The organism is Chryseobacterium daecheongense, assembly GCF_003729955.1.
GTDB lineage: Bacteria > Bacteroidota > Bacteroidia > Flavobacteriales > Weeksellaceae > Chryseobacterium > Chryseobacterium daecheongense.
On record NZ_RJTX01000001.1, the window covers coordinates 828630 to 846572 of the forward strand.

The 17943-nt window shown below is 35.7% G+C and carries 14 protein-coding genes; 1 reads left to right on the forward strand and 13 read right to left on the reverse strand.

Annotated features, from left to right (window positions below):
- Nucleotides 1-69: 69 nt before the first annotated feature.
- Entirely contained in the window at nucleotides 70-747 is a 678-nt protein-coding gene (locus tag EGI05_RS03840) for a YceI family protein (RefSeq protein WP_123261733.1), read from the reverse strand.
- Nucleotides 748-904: 157 nt separating this feature from the next.
- On the opposite strand from EGI05_RS03840, the gene EGI05_RS03845 reads away from it, so the two are divergent.
- Complete coding sequence (locus tag EGI05_RS03845; RefSeq protein WP_123261734.1) at nucleotides 905-3028, forward strand: Tex family protein; 2124 nt, start codon at nucleotides 905-907, stop codon at nucleotides 3026-3028.
- Nucleotides 3029-3062: 34 nt separating this feature from the next.
- Here EGI05_RS03845 and EGI05_RS03850 read toward each other — a convergent pair whose 3' ends face one another.
- The 12 genes from EGI05_RS03850 to EGI05_RS03900 all read right to left on the reverse strand — a co-directional run bounded on the left by EGI05_RS03850 (nucleotide 3063) and on the right by EGI05_RS03900 (nucleotide 17939).
- Nucleotides 3063-3239 (reverse strand): histone H1, encoded by a 177-nt coding sequence (locus EGI05_RS03850; protein WP_040994607.1) that lies wholly within the window; start codon nucleotides 3237-3239, stop codon nucleotides 3063-3065.
- A gap of 98 nt (nucleotides 3240-3337) precedes the next feature.
- Nucleotides 3338-4990, reverse strand: a complete 1653-nt coding sequence (locus EGI05_RS03855; protein WP_123261735.1) for a right-handed parallel beta-helix repeat-containing protein — start codon at nucleotides 4988-4990, stop codon at nucleotides 3338-3340.
- 114 nt (nucleotides 4991-5104) lie between these two features.
- Nucleotides 5105-5908, reverse strand: coding sequence for an SDR family oxidoreductase (locus EGI05_RS03860; protein ID WP_123261736.1), 804 nt, complete (start codon nucleotides 5906-5908; stop codon nucleotides 5105-5107).
- A gap of 23 nt (nucleotides 5909-5931) precedes the next feature.
- Nucleotides 5932-7590, reverse strand: coding sequence for an FAD-binding dehydrogenase (locus EGI05_RS03865; protein ID WP_123261737.1), 1659 nt, complete (start codon nucleotides 7588-7590; stop codon nucleotides 5932-5934).
- A 184-nt stretch (nucleotides 7591-7774) separates the two neighbouring features.
- Nucleotides 7775-9976 (reverse strand): peptidase domain-containing ABC transporter, encoded by a 2202-nt coding sequence (locus EGI05_RS03870; RefSeq protein WP_123261738.1) that lies wholly within the window; start codon nucleotides 9974-9976, stop codon nucleotides 7775-7777.
- Nucleotides 9977-9979: 3 nt separating this feature from the next.
- Entirely contained in the window at nucleotides 9980-11191 is a 1212-nt protein-coding gene (locus EGI05_RS03875) for a lanthionine synthetase LanC family protein (protein WP_123261739.1), read from the reverse strand.
- Nucleotides 11163-14231, reverse strand: coding sequence for a lantibiotic dehydratase (locus EGI05_RS03880; RefSeq protein ID WP_123261740.1), 3069 nt, complete (start codon nucleotides 14229-14231; stop codon nucleotides 11163-11165). The genes EGI05_RS03875 and EGI05_RS03880 overlap by 29 nt, the downstream gene beginning before the upstream one ends.
- A 235-nt stretch (nucleotides 14232-14466) precedes the next feature.
- Nucleotides 14467-14652 carry a class I lanthipeptide gene (locus EGI05_RS03885; protein ID WP_123261741.1) on the reverse strand — a complete coding sequence of 62 codons (186 nt, stop codon included), beginning with the start codon at nucleotides 14650-14652 and terminating at the stop codon, nucleotides 14467-14469.
- Between the two features lie 73 nt (nucleotides 14653-14725).
- Nucleotides 14726-14902: a class I lanthipeptide gene (locus tag EGI05_RS17935; protein WP_166668312.1), complete on the reverse strand. Its 177-nt coding sequence runs from the start codon at nucleotides 14900-14902 to the stop codon at nucleotides 14726-14728.
- A 127-nt stretch (nucleotides 14903-15029) separates the two neighbouring features.
- Complete coding sequence (locus tag EGI05_RS03890; protein WP_123261742.1) at nucleotides 15030-15212, reverse strand: class I lanthipeptide; 183 nt, start codon at nucleotides 15210-15212, stop codon at nucleotides 15030-15032.
- Between the two features lie 89 nt (nucleotides 15213-15301).
- Nucleotides 15302-15484 (reverse strand): class I lanthipeptide, encoded by a 183-nt coding sequence (locus EGI05_RS03895; RefSeq protein ID WP_123261743.1) that lies wholly within the window; start codon nucleotides 15482-15484, stop codon nucleotides 15302-15304.
- Nucleotides 15485-15572: 88 nt separating this feature from the next.
- Entirely contained in the window at nucleotides 15573-17939 is a 2367-nt protein-coding gene (locus EGI05_RS03900) for an outer membrane beta-barrel family protein (protein ID WP_123261745.1), read from the reverse strand.
- Between the last annotated feature and the right edge of the window lie 4 nt (nucleotides 17940-17943).

Consider the following 17943-nt stretch of genomic DNA (forward strand, 5'->3'; position numbering starts at 1 on the left):
CATTTTTAACTTGGATACATAAAAAAGCCACCTTTTTGAGGTGGCTTTTTATTTTATTATTAAGGCAAATTATTTTTTAGCTTTAACATCTACAGCAATTTCGATATCTTTGCTGATCATCCATTCTGCAGGATCTGCTTCATCAGTACCGAATTTGATTCCCCAATCTGCTCTGTTTACAGTAAACTTAGCCTGGATAGAAGCTGAGTTATCCACAACATCTACTTTTGCAGGGAAAGTTACATTAACAGTTTTTCCTGATAAAGTAAGATTTCCGCTTACGGTTTTATTAGCTCCGGCAACAGCATCTTTAGGTGCTTCTTTTAAATCTGCAACACTTGTAATTTTGAAATCTGAAGTAGGATTTTTTGCCACATCAAAGAAATCAGGGTTCTTCAAGTGAGCTTCCAGATCCGCAGGTTTTTTATCTTTTTCCGTTACTGAAGCCGGATCTACTTTAATAGAGCTCATATCAATAATAAAGTTACCCGCCGTAAGCTGTCCGCCTTCCACATTTAATTCACCGGATTTTACACTGATTGTTCCCCAACGCGGAGCAAAGCCTCCTTTATGGAATGCTTTCCAGTTCACTACAGAAGTTGCTACATCCACAGGTAAAACTTCACCTGTACCTTCCGCCACTTTTTGTTCAGTAGTGGTAGCCGCTGTTTCTGCTGCCTTGTCTTTGTTACATGATGCTGCTAATAATCCTACAGCTACTAATGCAATAACACTAAGTTTTTTCATATTATTCTTGTTAAAAAGTTATGCTTATAATTTTATAACGTCAAAAATAGAAAAATCAAATATTTCATCGTCTTATCATATATCAAGAAATGAAAATAAATCCTACTATTTATATTCGATATTAAAATCCCTATTTTAGCCCATTCAAATTTATTCAATGAACACGATTCAATTCATCCAGAAAACACTGAACATTTCCGAAAAAAGCATCAATAATACACTTCAACTCTTATCTGAAGACTGCACTGTTCCTTTTATAGCACGTTATAGAAAGGACATGACCGGAAATCTGGATGAAACACAGATAGAACAGATCTCAAAGCTTAATAAACAGTTTGAGGAAATCATCAAAAGAAAAGAAACCATTTTAAAATCTGTTGAAGAACAAAATGCTTTAACTCCTGAATTTAAACAAAGAATAGAGGAAAGCTTTGACCTTCAAGAGCTTGAAGATCTATACTTACCTTTCAAAAAACGTAAGAAAACCAAAGCAGATACCGCCAAAGAAAAAGGATTGGAACCTTTAGCTAAAATCATCATGAGCCAGAAAAACAACGATGTCATGTTTTTGGCCTCAAAGTATTTGAATAATGAGGTCTCTTCTAAAGAAGAAGCCCTACAGGGAGCAAGAGATATTATGGCGGAATGGATCAATGAAAACATGTATGTTCGTAAGAATCTCCGTCGTTTGTTTCAACGAAAAGCCGTGATCTCTTCTAAAGTGGTAAAAGCTAAAAAAGAGGAAGAAGGTGCTCAAAAGTTTTCCCAATATTTTGAATGGGAAGAAAATCTGAACAGAACTCCATCTCACAGACTTCTTGCCATGTTGAGAGCTGAAACTGAAGGTTTTGTTAAAACTAATGTAGGCATTGACAAAGAAGAAGCCATTGAATTTATAGAAAGTGCGATCATCAAATCTAATAATGAAAGTGCTGAGCAAATTTCACTAGCAATAAAAGACAGCTACAAAAGATTACTGGAACCTGCTATTTCCAATGAAGCATTACAGGAAGCCAAAGAAAAAGCCGACAAAAAAGCTATTGAGATATTTTCCGAAAACTTAAGCCAGCTTTTATTAGCTCCGCCATTAGGAGAAAAAAGGATCCTGGCTATTGATCCGGGATACAAAAGCGGCTGTAAAGTAGTTTGTCTGGATGAAAAAGGAGATTTACTCCATAATGAAACCATTTATCCTCATGCTCCCCAAAATGAAACAGGAATGGCAATGAAAAAAATCCGTTCTATGGTGAATGCTTACAATATCGAAGCCATCTCTATTGGGAATGGAACAGCAAGCCGGGAAACAGAATTTTTCATTAAAAAAATTGCTTTTGATAAGCCCATTCAGGTTTTTGTGGTTTCAGAAGCAGGTGCATCGGTTTATTCTGCAAGTAAAATTGCCAGAGAGGAATTTCCCAATTATGATGTTACCGTTCGCGGATCTGTATCAATTGGAAGAAGGCTTTCGGATCCACTGGCAGAATTAGTGAAAATTGATCCCAAATCTATTGGTGTCGGACAATATCAGCACGATGTGGACCAGACTCAATTGAAAAATGAACTTGATTCCACTGTGATGAAATGCGTTAACTCAGTTGGAGTTAACATCAATACAGCCAGCAAGTCATTATTAAGTTACGTTTCCGGAATTGGGGAGAAAACGGCGGAGAATATTGTGAATTACCGCATGGAAAATGGTCCCTTTGAAGACAGGAAACAATTGAAGAAAGTTCCGAGATTGGGTGAAAAGGCTTTTCAACAGGCCGCGGCATTCGTAAGAATCATTAATGCCAAAAATCCATTAGATAATTCAGCAGTTCACCCTGAAGCGTACGGAATTGTTGAAAAAATGGCCAAAGACCTGGGAATGAAAACCCATGAGTTAATTGCTAACAAAGAAAAGATTTCCCAGATACAAGCCGACAAATATATCACCGGCGATATCGGTATTTTGGGAATTAAAGATATTTTAAAAGAGCTTGAAAAACCTGGATTAGACCCCAGAAAGGCTGCGAAAATATTTGAATTTGACCCTAATGTAAAGTCTATTAAAGACCTGAAAATCGGAATGGTCTTACCGGGAATCGTTAATAATATTACGGCTTTCGGGTGTTTTGTGGATTTAGGAATTAAAGAAAGCGGACTGGTTCATATTTCCCAATTGAAAGACGGCTTTGTCTCTGATGCAAATGAGGTGGTAAAACTTCATCAACATGTTCAGGTAAAAGTAACGGAAGTGGATGAAGTGAGAAAAAGAGTTCAGCTGAGTATGATTATATAAAAAACAACCCCTGTCTTTCGACAGGGATTACTTATTATTTTTTAGCCTCCTCAACAGAAACTTTTCTGAATTCTTTGAACAATTTGCTTAGTTCCAAAGCTGATTTACGAGCTCTTGTTCCAGCTGCTTTGTTTCCTTTTTCTGCTTGTTGGTTGGCTTCAGTAGCGAAAGCTTCAAATTCCGCGTTGATTTTTTCGATTAGTTCTTTCATTGAGTTAAAATTTAGGCTGCAAATATAGCTTTTATGGGCATTCCAGCCTAATTGGGAAAGAAAATTTTGAAAAATTTCATATTGACGCTTTTTATCGACTAAGGTTGTTCGCCGGGAGAGTTTTGAATTGTTTTATAATTATCTCGCAAACGTCTTAATTTTGTAAAGCCGTTCAAAAATCTGAGATCTGTATATTTGGCTTTCAAAATAATATTATTTTCAATTTCAAATGTTTCTTGATTTGCATCGTTTTCAGGGTGGTTAGGATTAGGAACAGAATTCCCTTCTATAAAAATCCCCCATCTCATTACCTCAATAGTATTACCCCTTATTTTATTGTGCTTTACAGCAATTTCATAATTTTCGGTTTGTCTAATCGTAATTCCTGTTAAAAAGTCTTCTCCACCGGCATTTTTAACTCCGGGATTATCGATAGTATTCGAATTAACATTTAAAAAATCATTGTTTGACTCAATCATAATGCCACTTTCCTGTGTAGTATGGATATTATTATGGCAAATATCTACTCCTTTGTTGAAAGCAATATAAATTCCTGAATACATACTATCATTCACCATATTATTAGCAACTACTCCACCATCGATAAATCTTACGTTAATACCATGTTGTCCGGCATTTTTAACTATATTTCCTGAGATAACCACATTTTTTGCAAAAATAGTAGGCATATAAATAATTTCAAGAGTAATAGGATCTACTTGTAAAGAAGTATTATTAACAAGAATTCCGTCTCCTCCTTCATCAGTATCACTGATTACATTATTTGATATTACGACATTATTGCAGATATAGTTAAGATTAGCATCATTATTCTGAAGTTTAATACCAATCTTTTTGGTATTTTTTATTCTATTCCCTAAGACAGTGAGATTGGATAAACCTGCGTCCAAATACATCCCATGCTCAAGGATTGTATTCTCAATATCATTATCTGAAATGGATATAAATTCTGAGTTTTCTGCAATAATAATTCCTTGAGAAGTGTTTTTGAAACTGTTTTTAAGAATGGAAATATTTTTCCCTCCTACTGTAATCCCTGTATTATCTTTTTTTCCAAACGGGTATTCAGGACTAACTTCTGCCCATACAACATCAAAGGAGTTTTCCACTCTATTGAAGTTAAAGCTTAGATGATTAACATCCCTTAACCCTGAAACACCTGAATAAGTAAAGTCTTTGAAAATATTGTTTTCAATAATAAGATTCTGAGCACCATAACATAAAATTCCTACCGCTTTTGAACTTGAACTCGGTTGGTAATCTGTACCAAGCCCTTCTAGGCTAAATCCGATAATAGAAATATTGCTTTTGTTTTCACAATTAAAAATTTCTTTTACAAATCCTGATTGCTTAATACTACATCCCTTAGAAAATAGTTTTTGGTTGCTTTGAATAGGCAACGAATCATTAATGACAATTGAAATCTCATCAAAAAAGGTATCATATCCGAGCGCTACAGCTTTCTGTATCCTTGTTGTGGTTTCTGTATAATCTGATAAGGTATTACCAATTCCCCACCATAATATATTAACATAGCCAGTCCACTCTCTTTTATAAAAGTCTGTTCCCTTTTTTCTGTAAATGGCGCCGTCACCGTCTCCAGTTGTCGGAACTCCAACAGTAGTCTTTTTATAGATTACATGCTCACCAGTATAGCTGTCAACTAGCTCTACTACATTATCATTGGGGTAAGTATTCCCAGGAGCGAAGAAATCTTCTGTGTAAATCATAATTTTTTGTTTTAAGATTAATGGTTAGAACTCTCACAAGAATTCATTAATTATAAAACAAAAATAATGAAGGCTAACGCCAGAACTTGACGTATTTTTTACAGTTTAATATGCTTACACCACCTTCGCTTTACGCGTTATTTTTTCCAGTATTGAAGGGAAAAATCTTTTGAGATATACACCCAACACTTCTTTACCTCCTATTGCTGCCTGAGATTTTTTTCTGACTATCACAGTAAGCATTTTCTTGGCAAAAACTTCAACAGGCAATCCATTAGCTGTGGCATCATCCATTGAGTTCTGGGGTGTGCCGGTACCGGTAACGGCGTTCATGGAAATATTGGTTTGCACAAATCCGGGACAAATAATAGTGATAATGATATTTTCTTTGTAAAGTTCCGCTCTCAAAGAATCGAAAAAACCATGCAGAGCATGTTTTGCCGCAGCATAACCACTTCGCATAGGAGCTCCGAAGATTCCCATAAGACTGGACACAACAGCGATTTGCCCACCTCCGTTTTTAATCATGTGAGGAAGAATGGCTTTAGTAAGTGCCACAGTTCCAATATAATCAACCTCCATCAAACGTTTATCCACCTCAATATCGGTTTCTATTGCCAGAGATCGCTGGGACAGACCTGCGTTGTTAATAAGGATATCAACCTTTCCAAATGCTTTGATGGCCTTTGAGGCTACGGCCGGTGCATTCTTATAGTCTTCAAGATCTAAAGGTACGATGGCATAGGAATTTTTATCCAGTCCTGCTTTTTGAGCTACCGATTCCAGTTCTTGTTCACGTCTTGAAGAAAGAATGACTTTTGCTTTGGTTTTTGAAGCTAGTTCTTTGATGATAGCTTCTCCAATACCTGATGACGCACCGGTGATCCACACTACTTTATGATCGAAATACGTATTCATGATTCAAAAAATTTACTAATAATTTAAAGGCTCCCAATATGTTTTCCTACTTTCATTCCTGAAAATATACAGCCTCCAAGAAATGTACCTTCCAACGCCCGGTAGCCATGCATTCCGCCACCGCCAAACCCTGTGACTTCTCCCGCTGCATAAAGTCCTTTGAGGATATTGCCGTCTTCTTGCAAAACCTGCCCATTAAGATTGGTTTCAATCCCGCCTAATGTTTTTCGGGTAAGAATATTAAGCCGTACTGCAATGAGCGGTCCGTTTTCCGGGTCTAATATTTTATGTGGTTTTGCTACCCGTCCCAGCTTGTCTCCTAAATAGGATCTTGTACTTCTGAGATAGTTAATTTGAGTATCTTTTGAAAATTTGTTATCCAGTTCCCTGTCTCTTGCCTCAATCAATGCTTTCACTTCATTGTAATCCAGCAGATGATCTCCCGAAAGCTGATTCATCTTCTGAACCAGTTCCTCTAAATGATCTGAAACTATAAAGTCTTTCCCATGTTCTTTAAAAGCTTCTACCGGGCCCGGTGCTTTCTTCCCAAAGATCCGTTTCAGGAAAAGTATATAATCTTTATTGGTGATATCAGGATTTTGTTCCGAGCCTGAAAGGGCAAATTCTTTTTTAATAATCTTTTGGGTGAGGATGAACCATGAATAATCATATCCTGTATCCTGAATATATTTTAAAGTCCCTAATGTATCAAACCCCGGATACAAAGGTGCAGGTAACCGGTTTCCTAATGCATCAAGCCATATTGAAGATGGTCCGGGCAAAATTCTGATGCCATGATTGGGCCATATCGGATCCCAGTTCTGTAGACCTTCTGTGTAATGCCACATTCGGTCACGATTAATGATATGGGCTCCGGAACTTTCAGCAATCCCGATCATCTTACCGTCTACATACGCAGGAACTCCACACACTATATTTTTGGGTGGTGAACCCAACCTTTGCGGCCAATTTTTACGGACCAAGTCATGATTTGCCCCTATTCCCCCGGTTGCTATGACTATTTGATCTGCTTTATATTCAAACTGATCAATAACATTTCTGTTGGTTACTACTCCTCTATCTTTATCATCATCTTCCAGGATATCCCCTTGAATTCCAACAATAGTATCATTTTCCCGGATCAGGCCTGTCACTCTATGTCTGAATTTCATCTGAAGCAGACCTTTTTCCTTGGCCTCATAAGCTTTTTGTACGAAAGGTTTAATAACTCCTGTCCCGGTACCCCAGCTTACGTGAAATCTTGGAACAGAATTACCATGTCCACTTGCATTTCCGTCTCCCCGTTCTGCCCAGCCCACCATAAACATGAGTTTTATACCCATTTTGGAAATATATTCATATTTCTCCCCTGCTGCGAATTTCAAATAGGCTTCTGCCCATTTCCGGGGCCAATAGTCTTCTTTCCTGTCAAATCCAGCTGTTCCCATCCAATCCTGCAAAGCCAGTTCATAGGAATCTTTAATTCCCATTCTTCGTTGTTGGGGAGAATTGATGAGAAATAAACCTCCGAATGACCAAAAAGCCTGTCCCCCAATATTTTGTTCGGTTTCCTGATCTACCAACATTACTTTTTTTCCAGCATTTGTTATTTCCATTGCCGCAACCAATCCTGCCAAGCCGGAACCGATAATGATTGCATCGGGTTTAAATTCTTTTTCCATGAGTAATAATTAGAAGATACAAATTGCGAACTGAGTTTATACAAATTTAACAGGAAAAAGTTTATCTTTAAAGGTAAAGAGATGAAATAATATTCGTTAAATATCATTATAATTTGGGTGACAATTCAACAAAAAGAGGCAACTTAAAATAAGTTGCCCTTTATTATGAAAAATCTAAGTTATATTAATTGCCCAGTTCCAATTGATTTTTTACCAGGCTGTAATAATCTGCTTTTTTATAAACAAGATCCTGATGTTTCCCGATTTCAGAAATTTCACCTCCTTTTAAAACAATAATCTGATCAGCATTTTTCACGGTGCTCAAACGGTGTGCTACAATAATTACGGTTTTACCTTTAAAGAAGGACTGAAGATTATTGTGAATCACTTTTTCGTTTTCTGCATCCAATGCGGATGTTGCTTCATCAAATAAGATAAAATGTGGGTTTTTGTAAACAGCTCTTGCAATAAGCATTCTTTGTTTTTGTCCTCCGGAAAGTCCGTTTCCGGCAGAGCCAATTTTAGTATTCAAGCCTAGAGGAAGTTCATCTACAAAGGATTTAATATTAGCTGTCTGCAAAGCTCTATCCAATCTTTCATAGTCTATATTTTCATCACTTGTGGCAATATTTCTTTCAATGGTATCTGAAAAAATGAAACCATCCTGCATTACTACTCCTGAATTTCTTCTTAAATCTGATGGAGAAATATCTTTAATATCAAGATGATTAAAATGAATACTCCCGGCTACAGGTTCATAGAACTTTAAAAGCATTTTCATTAAAGTGGTTTTACCGCTTCCACTCGCTCCTACTATTGCTGTTACTTTCCCTTCGGGAATAAACAAATTAATATCTTTTAAAACATATGGAGATTGCGGACCTTCGTATTGAAAGGATACATCTTTGAAATAAATTCCTCGTTCTATCCCATTTTGCTTGGTATATTTTTCATGCATTAACGGAAGATGCTCCTTTTTTTCCTCTTCATCATGGCTTTGTACTTCATTTAATCTGGACAGGCTCAGTTTTGCATCCTGTAATGATCTGAAGAATGTTACCAACTGATTGATAGGAGAATTCATCTGCCCGATAATGTAGGAAACACTTAATAAAGCTCCCAATGTCATATTGCCTTTAATCACAAAGTAAGCAGCAAGGAATGTCACAACTATATTTTTGAACTGGTTGATGAATTCAAACCCGGAAAGCTGCAACTGGTCAAGCTTCAGAATACGCATATTGATCTTGAAAAGTTTATCCTGAATTTTTTCCCATTCGTTTCTTTTATAGTCTTCAAATTGGTTCAGTTTCATTTCTGAGACTCCATTGATCATTTCATAAATGGATTCCTGGTTCTGGCTTCGTTGCTGGAAACGGAAGTAATCAAGGATTTTTCTTTTTTTCATCCAAATCAGTGACCATACTATAGAAACAGTAGTGAGGATGATGTAAACTACCAATATTTCAAAGCTGTAATACCATAAGATCCCGAAAAATACAGAAAATGTAAAGATTGAAAAGATCGTCGGTAAACTCTGTGAGGTAAGAAAGACTTCAATTTTATCATGATCTACGATTCTCTGATTAAAATCACCTGTCAGCTTGGAATCAAAAAACTTGATGGGAAGTCTCAATAATTTTTTCAGAAAATCAGAGAGGATCTGAATATTGATCTTTGTACCAACAACAAGAGTAATCCAGTTTCTAATGACTTCAAATATGATATTTCCAAAGAAAAATGCCAATTGTCCTAATAAAATATATGTAATGACATTCAGGTCTTTTTTGGTAACCCCCTCATCAATCAACTTTTGGGTTAAAATTGGGAAAATAAGGGTTGTAAGTGTCCCTAAAAGCAGCAACAAGAACATCCATGCTATTTTTTTGGTATGAGGTTTCAGATAAGGAATGATGGATCTGAACGATATTTTCTCTTCTTTCGGAGCTTTGAAATCAAAGAACTCTTTAGTAGGATCAAGGAAAAGCACGATTCCCTGATTGTCATCAGAATACCATGACTGTTTAAGTCTTTCTTCTGAAACAGTGATCAGACCATGCCCCGGATCAGCTATTTTATATCTCTTTTTACGCGTAAGGAAATTGACTGAGATTTTATATAATACAACAAAATGATTCTGATTCCAATGAAGAATACAAGGCATCAGTTCGTTATTCAGGTTCTCAACTTCAACTTTTGCAGGTAAAGTATCAAAGCCAATATCTTCTGCTGCTCCTTTAATTCCCAATAAAGAAACTCCTTCCTTGGTTATAAAGCTTTTTTCACGCAAAAACTGCATTCCAATTGGATTCCCATAATGATTCGAAATCATGGACAAACATGCAGGACCGCAGTCCATCTGATCGTATTGAGAGATAAATTTCATGGCTTAAATTCCTATTAATAATAATTCATTGATGGAAGGAAGATTTTTATTCTGAGCCTGCATCAGGCGTATTCCCATACCGCTTATTCCCCAAGCAAAGGAATATCCCGCACTTTCATTTTTTTTATCATCTTTGAAAGCATAGATAAAATCATTATCCGGAGTCCTGTAGGTAAGAACCTGATCATCCCAGTATTTCATGGTGTTTTCGTATACTTGTTTTCCGCTGTCTTCAAAAAGTTCTTCAAAAATATAAGCAATCCCGGAGGCTCCGTATAATATTCCGGCATCGTATGTATATTCGGATTCTACTTTTCTATGACTGCTTGTCTGCAACATTGCTTCAATATCATTCTGATAGGAAGTATTTTGAATCGTTTTATTGGCATTATAAAGAGAGTATAGAATTCCTAAATCTCCGTAACACATGGCAAACTGAGTTTTCCCGGCCTGTTCATTAGTAAGAAATCTGTTAGGAAAATATCCGTCTACTATATTTCTTTTTCTTTCGAATACGAAATTCACTGCCTTATCAAGCCATCGTACCTCATCTTCATTTTCCCCGCTGATAAGATTAAGCTGATATAATTTTGTCCAGAAATTGATCATCATTGCCGAACCATGAGAAAGTCCCAGATAGGCTTGGTTGAGGTAAGCCGGGGCTGTCCAGTAGATTTCATCTTCATTATAATGTACTGCCGCTGATTTGGAACTGTAATAAATTTTTTCAAGATTGGCTGCTGCCACAAAATCCTGTCCTTTTGAATGATAGTATTTATTCAGGAAAAAATGGGCTCCGGATAATGCTCCACTGAAAAAGTCATAGTCTTTCTGTTTGATGCTTTCATCGGCAAGTGTTTGTAGCGTATCACTCAGTACCTCATAATAGGAACTGAAATCGTAGTCATAATCAAACCTGTTTTCAATAAAAAGCAACCCTTTTCCGAAACTTGCGAGAACATTGGATATGGAATCTCCGGTAAATCTGGGTACAAATTCATTCTTTTCAGAGATTTCAGAAATCAGGTTAATTGATTTTTCAACCATTTCTTCTGCTTTATCTAAAAAATGATCTTCATTAAAGTACTGATGACAGAAGTAATAGAAAATTGCAACCCCCATCGTGCCTCCTTCAACAGTGGGTTCATTGAAGGTATCTTTTTTCTGTTCTATGATCGCTATGATATTATTGAGCGTATTTTTTAGCGGGTCCATTTCTTAAGATTTTTGATTTATAACTCTGGAATAAAAAGAAGTAAATTAAAAGTTCATACATTCTTGCTTTGGTATAAAATAACCTGTTTAAAGACATGTGGATGGCGTTTTTCAGGAACTGTAACAGGTCTTCTTCTGAAATATCCTTTTTCTTTTCAAGCAAGTTTTTTGTCCGGATTCCTCTTTTGATAAACGGTTCTATATAATATTGAATCCCGGAAAGATCTTTTTCATGAATCACTTCATCAAAGAAGTAACGATATTGTCTGTACTGGGCATCAATAGATGTTTTGAAACCTTTGAGATATTCTTTCGTTGAAACATCTACAAATTCCGGTAAGAACTGTTGATACAGGTTTTCAAAAATAGTGAGTCTGTCTTTTGAGGAAATCTTGAAATCATCCAACAACATATCTATTGACACAACAGCCGTCATCCAACGGATATTTTCATTGTCACCAGAATCACTCAGCCGAATAAATTCCTGTATAGCTTCGCTGTCATAAAAGAACAGCTCTTCTGCGTCTTCTATTCCGAAAGATAAATATCTTTCTATTTCTCTTGTATAGGTATCAATCTGGATTTTCGAGATCAGTTTTTGATCGAGGAACTTCTTTGCATAGAGGTTGAAAAGTTCTATGACAGGATGATCCAGTTTGCGGTTGATTCGGAATCGTATATGATTTTCCGGATCGTTATATCTTATAAAAAACCATTTTGCAGGTGTTTCTGTGGAAGAAATATCCTGAATAAAAGGTTGTATTACTTCTGTAAGTATCTGATCTCCTATTTTATGGCTGCAATATATTTTAAAATAGCTCCATTCTTCGCCTGGGTAAAAATTTCTTACATCATTAGGAATTTCGATTTCTTTTACTATTGTTTTTTCTTTTTTCTCATCATTGACTAATGGAAAAACAAATTCACCGGCATATTTTTCATTTTCTTTCCGGATAAAGGAAGATTCAATGAAGGATTCATAGAGCACCACATCATGTTTTGCCAGTTTTGCCAGTAATAGAGTAAGGCAAACTTCATTTTCAGTGTCTAAAAGCAGAACATTATCCAGTTCTTTGATATTGCAGTATCTTGGAATGTTGTATTCTGATAACTTTGTCTTAAGTTCAGAAACAGTGTATGCCTTTTTAAGTAATCTCCATCTTGCTTCTGAAAGGATCATTTCTTTATATTCAACTCTTGGCAGATATATACTATCTTCCAAAGCGCCCCATTCCCATCTGAAGCCACGGTAGATATTATAATACTGGATATCTCCTAAAAATCTGATAATCGAAAGTTGATCCAGATGATAATTATACGCAGTGGACATTACGGGTCGTATCCTTTTATTCAGAGACTTTGACCGAAGAACAATCTCATTGTTTTTAATGCTGATCATAATGTCATCGATGCTGATCTTCACTTTGTCTTCTTTGGTTTCAGAGATGTATGGAATTTCGTAAGGATAAAAATTAGGTCTTAATGAAACATTTCCCAAACGATCATTGGAAGAGTTTATAATTTCAGCATAGATTACGTCTGATGAACCTTCGCTCAATTCTTGTATTCTGGATCGTAATTTCTCATCATGGTAAGCAAATCTTGACAATACAGTATTGTAATTCGGCGAAACAGCAGATGCTTTGTTGAAAAACTTAAAATTATTCTCATCCATCTTTTCAGGAGAAGCTGAAAGAATTTCTCCAAATAAGTAATAGGTCTCATGAAGGTCTTTATCCTCCTGGTTTATTGAGCAACTGTCAATATCTTTTTTGGTAAGAACAATAGGTTTACCATTCTGAGCAGACAGAAAATCCGTATAATGAGTCAGGATTCTTTTTACAATAGGAGAAATCTGGTAGATTTCCTTATTTGGATAAGAGAAAAATATATTTTGAAGCAATGGTGTTTCTTCCACATTTCCGCTGGTCTGTAAACCGTACCCGATTCCCAACTGTGGATCCAGAGCTTTGATCAGCTGTATTTCTTCACCTTCGTATTTTTCGTAGAATTTTCTGTGAAAAGTGCTGATCTCGTCAACTTCTTTATGCACCGCAATACCTTTCAGTTCTACAGCTGCTTGAGTAAGCTTTTTGATTATTTTTTCATTGATCGAGTTTTGGGTAAGATTTAGTTTTAAATCCACCTGAAAAAGCTGAAGGTTTTCGTGAAGAATATCTTCATTTTCTTCATATATTTTCTCAATTTCATCAATGTTTATTTCGTTATTGATATGTCTTATCTCTTTAAGAATCTTTGTTCTGTCCGAATCAATTTGATATGAATTGAACTGCCTTTCCAATTCTACCACAGGATCATTAATGTCCGTAAGATAAGGAGGTAATCTGTCTACAAGGATTTTATTTTGAAACAGAAACTCAATATAAGCATCAATATCTTCCTGCGGTGCTTCTGCTTCGATTTCTAAGATGATATTTATAATCTCATCATAGGTAATTCCTTCTTTTGCGGACTGTAATATTTTTTCCAGAATAAAATTAGCATCAATATCAGAGATGGAATAGCTGTAGTTTTTATCCCATTCCACATATCGGATCATGCTATTAAGTTTATATATAGTATTATTCGGATAGTAAACTATCTTTTTAAAATTTTCATTATTGTTAATAATGGAATCCTTAATTTTTCTCAAGGCCAGCAAATCTACTCTTATCTGAGGATTCCAATGATTTTCTCCCAATTCTATCCTTGTGTCTCCAGCAGAAATATCTCCTGTAGAAAATCCGGCAAACAATCCGTAAGGGGTTGCCCTTGTGCAGATTCTGGAATAATATTTATACAGGGTATTAAAAATTTTATCTTCTTTATCGAAAGAAGTTTCTTCCTGTAACCATTTGATTGCTACTCTGTAAAAATATCGGGAAGACAGATAAATTGCTTTCAGGAATTCTTCATTCAGGAATGCTTTCTTCACTGCATGAATGTCTCTTTCCTGAATATGATTGTTCAGTTCGAATAAATTATTAATCGAAAAGCCCGGTGTTCTCAGCAGAAAAAAATCAGTAGTTTTGAGTAGCATTTTGGTTATTGTTTATAGTTGATTTAAAAAATTCCGATCTATCATTATTGAGGCTGTACGATGATCATTCCATTAATTTCAAAAACACATGAATATCCTCTTCACCGTATCCTTTCCTCCTTTTACAGTATCTAATTGGGCTTTATTGAATCAGCCAATTTTTTATTCAGATCTAATTTTGAAATCATTTGATTTCATGATAATTTGAGTTTTCGGGGTTGGGTTTGGTTAGTTTTTATGTTGTTTGGGTTTGTACAACGAGCGTAACTCCTCCTATCGGACAAGTAACACCTAATTCTGTACAATTAAGATCCTGTGTAGGGACAACTTTGCCTCCCTTTACTGTACTTAATTGGGCTTTGTTCAGCTTAGCAACTGACTTTTTGTTCAGTTTCAGCTTTGAAAATGGGTTGGATTTCATGATAATTCGAGTTTTCAGATTAAATTTAAAATCCGGCCTTCCTTCTCATGGAAGGCCGGATGTATAGGCAGTATTAAGATACTCTTGTCTTGATTATTACAGTAGATCCCGGTGTTTCGCAGGTAATACCTCCGTTTGAACATCCGGCTACAGCTCCTTTGCCTCCTTTCACTGCGTTCAACTGAACATCATTCAGGTTTGCAACAGCTTTTTTGTTGATCTGTAATGCTGAAAATTTTTTAGTTTTCATCTTATTAATATTTTAGGATTGGCTCTACTCTTTTTAGGATTTTCGAGAATCTCCTGGTATTAGTTTTTAATGGTTTGAAAAGTATGGTTCTCCGGAAAAGAGAAACCATACTTATTTGTGATCTTGATTAAGATACTTTTGTCTGTACAACGATTGTTGATCCAGCTCCGCTACAAGTAATCCCTCCACCTGTACAGTCAGCAGCTACAGGAACTCCTTTACCTCCTTTTACTGTGCTTAGTTGGTTATCGTTTAATTTTGCGATTGATTTTTTGTTTAGCTGTAACGCTGAGAATTTGTTAGTTTTCATTGTATTAATATTTTGAAATTATTCTCTACTCTTTTTTAGGATTTTCGAGATTCTCCTTTTGTTTTAATTACTTTAAATTGTGATCTTAATTAAGATACTTTTGTCTGAACAACGATAGTTGAACCTGCATCGTTACAAGTGATACCACCATTTGTACAATCTGCAGATACAGGAACTCCTTTACCTCCTTTTACTGAATTCAATTGGTTGTCGTTTAATCTTGCGATTGCTTTTTTGTTTAGCTGTAAAGCTGAAAATTTGTTAGTTTTCATTTTGTTAAGTTTTAAAATTGTTCTCTACTCTTTTGTAAGGATTTTCGAGTTGCTCCTGACGCGCGTTTATTTTTAATTCTGTGAATGTCTAGTTGGCTCTGTTTTTATCTTCAAATCTGATGTTTTTGGATACTCCTTTCACATTCTTGTTTCCGAAGGTGTAAGTGAAACTTAATGTAAATCTTCTGTAATCATTATATTGAGAGAAGTTTTCTCTGTATCCTGTGTATTCTGTATATCCTCTGTTTTTTACGGTTCGGAAAACATCACTTACAACTGCACTTAACTGAAGCTGCTTATCAAACAAGGAAGCTTTGATTCCCGGGGAAAATTCCAACTGATCTTTTATATAAGTACTTCCGTAAGAAAAGGGTAAGGAATGCCAGAAGTTCAGCATCAGATGTATGGTTTTTGATTTATTAACTGTAATCGTGTTATAGAAATAGTACATTAGTGAGCTTACTGATATTTCCTGCAGCTCCGAAATCAAAGGCTTTGTATTTCCGTGTGAAGCAGTTAAGCCCCCTGAAAATTCCCATACTTTAAAGAAAGTATCATAGTAAGAAACATTTAAGCCAAGTTTATTTTCGTTATAGCTGTTCTCTTTAATATTGCTGTATATACCGTCAGAAAATCGCGCTATACTGCTGTATCCGTTTTTTGTATATTGATTATACGCGGAAATCGTGAGTTTATTTTTAAAAGTATAGGATACTTCCACATTATCATTAAATGATGGTTGTAATGCACTGTTCCCTGTATAATACATATAAGGATTGGTATACCATCGGAAGGGGTTCAGCGACTGGAAATCCGGACGGGTGATCCTTCTTGAGTAATTGATTGAAAAAGCATTATTTTCATTGGGATTATAGCTTACATATATGGAAGGAAAAAGTTTACCATAATCGCTACTGACTTCACTGTGCAAAACATTGGGAGAGCTTCCGTTCAACTTGGTATATTCATATCTTAATCCTGCTTTTGCCGTCCATTTTTCCCCAAAGCTTTTCTCATAACTTACATATAGTGCATAATTATGTTCCCGATATTTGAAAAGATTACTGTTTTCCGGATCTATAATGTATTGACCTCCCAGATAATTATAATATCTCACATCCGAATTATTATCCAGAAAAGTATATTTGGCTCCTGTTTCCACGCTTCCCCAGCCAAATGGCAAAGTAAGGTCCGCCTGTCCTGAATACACATTGTATTTCATCAGACTGGTATTTCTTACGATCGATTCATTGAAATTGGAAAGATTGGAAGTTATAAAATTATTGATCTTATCCGGACGGTTATTCAGGAAGTTACCTACCACGCTCAATTTTTTCCCTAGACTGTCGAGCTTCAAATCATAATATGCAGACAAAGTATGGGTTGGGGTTTTCCATTTATGCTTAGCATGAGTATCCAGAATAGAATCCTGCATTACAGACACATATGTACTTTTGTTGTAGGAATCCATCGTATATTTTGAAACACCATAATCATAAATAAAACCTATGTTTGATTTCTTATTGATTTCATAGTCTACACTATAGTTGAGTCCCAATCCGTATGTTCTGTCTTCCCTTCTTTCTTCCGTATAGATTTTATGAGTACTACTTATAAGATCCCTTGTACCTGTAGGAGTATATCCATTATCATAATGTCTTAACTTTAGTGAAGTATTAAACTTATTTGCCCGATAATTAATATTAATTCCGTTTCTGAAGCCATCTTTGGTATTTCTCTGGTAGGAGCTATTCAGAGTACCACTCCACCCGAAATTAGTATTCCTTTTGAGGATAATATTGATCAATCCGCTGTTTCCCTGTGCTTCATATTTTGCTGGTGGTGTTGTAATGACCTCTATTTTAGAGATATCATCGGAACGTAAAGATTGTAGGTAATTGGTAAGTTCACTTCCTGAAAGATTTAGCATTTTACCATTGATCATGACGTTCACATTACTTTTCCCGGCAATAGATAGCCCCTGCATATCATCCATTCTCAGTAGAGGAGTATTTTTCAGTGCATCTGCTGCGCTCATTCCCTGAGAAGCTATTGAGTTTTCAACATTATAAACCAGTCTGTCTACTTTTTGTTCTATAAGCTTTTTTCTGCTTGAGGTTACAACCACTCCCTGTATTTCGGTAGTTTTTATATTGTCATTGATAACAATATCCTTATTAATATCTCCATTGATAGATTGTCTTTCTGTAAAAACTTTTACTCCGTCGTTAAAAATATTTAGCGTGTAATCATTGTTTTTAGCAACCTTCAGGTTATAATATCCTTTGTTATCCGCTATAGCATAAAATTTTTCTTTTTGATATTCAGCAGAAACCTCTGCATATGGTATTGCTTGTCCTTTGCTATTAGTTATCTTACCCGAAATGCTTTGAGCATTTGCAACTGAATTCAGTCCCAAAAAGAATAAGATAGTTATAGAAAGGGTTGTTTTCATATTT

Coding starts and splice junctions, on each gene's coding strand:
- EGI05_RS03840 (WP_123261733.1), bottom strand. CDS start 747: ATGAAAAAACTTAGTGTTATTGCATTAGTAGCTGTAGGATTATTAGCA.
- EGI05_RS03845 (WP_123261734.1), top strand. CDS start 905: ATGAACACGATTCAATTCATCCAGAAAACACTGAACATTTCCGAAAAA.
- EGI05_RS03850 (WP_040994607.1), bottom strand. CDS start 3,239: ATGAAAGAACTAATCGAAAAAATCAACGCGGAATTTGAAGCTTTCGCT.
- EGI05_RS03855 (WP_123261735.1), bottom strand. CDS start 4,990: ATGATTTACACAGAAGATTTCTTCGCTCCTGGGAATACTTACCCCAAT.
- EGI05_RS03860 (WP_123261736.1), bottom strand. CDS start 5,908: ATGAATACGTATTTCGATCATAAAGTAGTGTGGATCACCGGTGCGTCA.
- EGI05_RS03865 (WP_123261737.1), bottom strand. CDS start 7,590: ATGGAAAAAGAATTTAAACCCGATGCAATCATTATCGGTTCCGGCTTG.
- EGI05_RS03870 (WP_123261738.1), bottom strand. CDS start 9,976: ATGAAATTTATCTCTCAATACGATCAGATGGACTGCGGTCCTGCATGT.
- EGI05_RS03875 (WP_123261739.1), bottom strand. CDS start 11,191: ATGGACCCGCTAAAAAATACGCTCAATAATATCATAGCGATCATAGAA.
- EGI05_RS03880 (WP_123261740.1), bottom strand. CDS start 14,231: ATGCTACTCAAAACTACTGATTTTTTTCTGCTGAGAACACCGGGCTTT.
- EGI05_RS03885 (WP_123261741.1), bottom strand. CDS start 14,652: ATGAAATCCAACCCATTTTCAAAGCTGAAACTGAACAAAAAGTCAGTT.
- EGI05_RS17935 (WP_166668312.1), bottom strand. CDS start 14,902: ATGAAAACTAAAAAATTTTCAGCATTACAGATCAACAAAAAAGCTGTT.
- EGI05_RS03890 (WP_123261742.1), bottom strand. CDS start 15,212: ATGAAAACTAACAAATTCTCAGCGTTACAGCTAAACAAAAAATCAATC.
- EGI05_RS03895 (WP_123261743.1), bottom strand. CDS start 15,484: ATGAAAACTAACAAATTTTCAGCTTTACAGCTAAACAAAAAAGCAATC.
- EGI05_RS03900 (WP_123261745.1), bottom strand. CDS start 17,939: ATGAAAACAACCCTTTCTATAACTATCTTATTCTTTTTGGGACTGAAT.